Origin of the sequence: Tsukamurella pseudospumae (assembly GCF_001575205.1) — a bacterium.
Lineage (GTDB): Bacteria > Actinomycetota > Actinomycetes > Mycobacteriales > Mycobacteriaceae > Tsukamurella > Tsukamurella pseudospumae.
Genome location: NZ_LSRE01000053.1, coordinates 1 through 2,332, shown reverse-complemented (window position 1 = coordinate 2,332; position 2,332 = coordinate 1). Strand labels below are relative to the sequence as shown.

Sequence of the window (2,332 nt, the reverse complement as noted above, 5' to 3'; positions counted from 1 at the left end):
ACTTGTCGACGACGGCTGAATACTGAGCAGTGATCGACGGGCGAAAGTTGAGCAGCCCGGTTACCTGTTGAGGGGTGATCACTGTGGAGGACTGGGCGGAGATCCGCCGGTTGCACTATTCGGAAGGGCTGCCGAAGGCGGAGGTCGCTCGGCAGCTGGGCATCGCGAGGAACACGGTTCGGGCGGCGTTAGCGTCGGATCGGCCACCGAAGTATAAGAGGGCACGGGTCGGCTCGGTGGTCGATGCGTTCGAGCCGCAGATCCGGGTGTTGCTGTCGCAGTGGCCGACGATGCCGGCGACGGTGATCGCGCAGCGGATCGGTTGGCCGTATTCGTTGACCACGCTCAAGGATCGGCTGCGGGAGATCCGGCCGGAGTTTCAGGGCGTGGATCCGGCCGATCGGATCTCGTATGAACCGGGGAAGATCGCGCAGTGCGATCTGTGGTTCCCGGATGCGAGGATCCCGGTCGGACCTGGTCAGGACCGCGTTCTACCGGTACTGGTGATGGTGCTCGGGTTCTCGCGGTTGATCTCGGCGGTGATGCTGCCCTCGCGGCAGGGCGGCGATCTGCTGGCCGGAATGTGGCAGGTCATCGAGGGCTGGGGCCGGGTCCCCAAATCGCTGGTCTGGGATCGTGAGGCCGCGATCGGCGGCACCGGCAAACCCACGGTCGAGGTTGCTGGGTTCGCCGGCACCCTCGCCACTCGAATCGTGTTGGCTCCGGCGCGTGATCCGGAGTTCAAGGGCATCGTCGAGCGGGCGAACCAGTATCTGGAGACCTCGTTCCTACCGGGCCGAATGTTCACCAGCCCAGCTGATTTCAATGCCCAGGTCACTGAGTGGCTCACGCAGACCGCGAACCGCAGACTGGTGCGGGCCACCGGAAGCCGGCCTGCGGAGGCCTTCGCTACCGACTTCCAGGCGATGACGATCCTGCCGCCGATGGCCCCGATGACCGGCCTGCGGACCCGGGTTCGACTCGGACGCGACTACTACGTCCGGGTCGACGGTAACGACTACTCGATCGACCCGAGGGTGATCGGCAAGTTCGTCGACATCACCGCCACCCCAACGACAGTGACCGCGATTTGCGACGGGAGCAGGGTCGCATTCCATCGCCGGTCGTGGGCCAAACACGCCAACGTCACCGACCCGCAGCACGTTGCGGCAGCGCAGCTGCTGCGGGCCCGCTACCAGGAGATCGGCCGGCAGCAGCCCTCGCGGCAACACCCTGACGGGCACCGGGTCGCGCTCCGAGCCCTGCCGGACTACGACGCCCTGTTCGGCGTTACCGACTTCACCGCACCACCATCACAGACCACGGAAACCGTTGAAAGGCAGCAGAATCTATGAGTCCAGCAAAGACCGCGACCGCCGCGAAGGCAGCGGAGATCGACGACGGCAGCGTGGTCACATTGCTGCCGGAACGGGCGGAGAAGGTCAGCTCCCAGCTGGCCTACCTCGCCCGGGCATTGAAGACCCCGACCATCGGGCGGGTATGGGAGGACCTCGCCGACCAGGCCCGGACGGAGAACTGGGCGCACGAGGAATACCTCGCTGCTGTCCTGCAGCGGCAGGTCGCCGACCGCGAGGCGGCGGGCACGATCATGCGGATCCGCACCGCCCACTTCCCGGCGGTGAAGACCTTGGAGGACTTCAACCTTGACCACCTACCGACCTTGCGCCGCGATGTGTTGGCGCACTTGGCTACCGGCACCTTCGTGGCGAAGTCGGAGAACGTGATCCTGCTCGGGCCGCCTGGAATCGGGAAGACCCATTTGGCGATCGGGCTCGGAGTGAAGGCCGCGCAGAACGGCTACTCCGTGCTCTTCGACACCGCGACGAACTGGATCGCCCGCCTGACCGCCGCGCACCAGGCCGGCCGACTCGAGGCCGAGCTGAAGAAGATCAAACGCTACAAGCTGATCATCGTGGACGAGATCGGTTACATCCCGTTCGACCCGGACGCGGCGAACCTGTTCTTCCAGCTCGTGAGCACCCGTTACGAGCAGGGCTCGATCATGGTCACCAGCAACCTGCCGTTCGGCCGCTGGGGCGAGACGTTCTCCGACGACATCGTCGCAGCCGCGATGATCGACCGACTGGTCCACCACGCGGAGGTTCTCACCCTCTCGGGCGATAGCTACCGCACCAGATCCCGCCGAGAACTCCTCGGCAAGGATCGCGACTAAACACCCGACAGCTGCTCAACTTTCAGCCGTCGTCTGCTGATCAGATTTCACCCGCCGTTGACAMCGGGCTGCGCGAGGAACCGCGCGCCCCGTCCGGGCCCCGGCAACAGTGGTTGCGCCGCGTGCACGAGGAACGGG

At 65.6% G+C, this 2,332-nt stretch carries 2 protein-coding genes; both read left to right on the top strand.

Going from position 1 to position 2,332, the window contains the following annotated elements; genetic code table 11:
- Nucleotides 1-74: 74 nt before the first annotated feature.
- Nucleotides 75-1,355, top strand: coding sequence for an IS21 family transposase (gene istA / locus AXK61_RS24105; protein ID WP_068747211.1), 1,281 nt, complete (start codon nt 75-77; stop codon nt 1,353-1,355).
- Entirely contained in the window at nt 1,352-2,194 is an 843-nt protein-coding gene (istB, locus tag AXK61_RS24100) for an IS21-like element helper ATPase IstB (protein WP_231855662.1), read from the top strand. Before istA ends, istB begins: the two co-directional genes overlap by 4 nt.
- Nucleotides 2,195-2,332 lie beyond the last annotated feature (138 nt).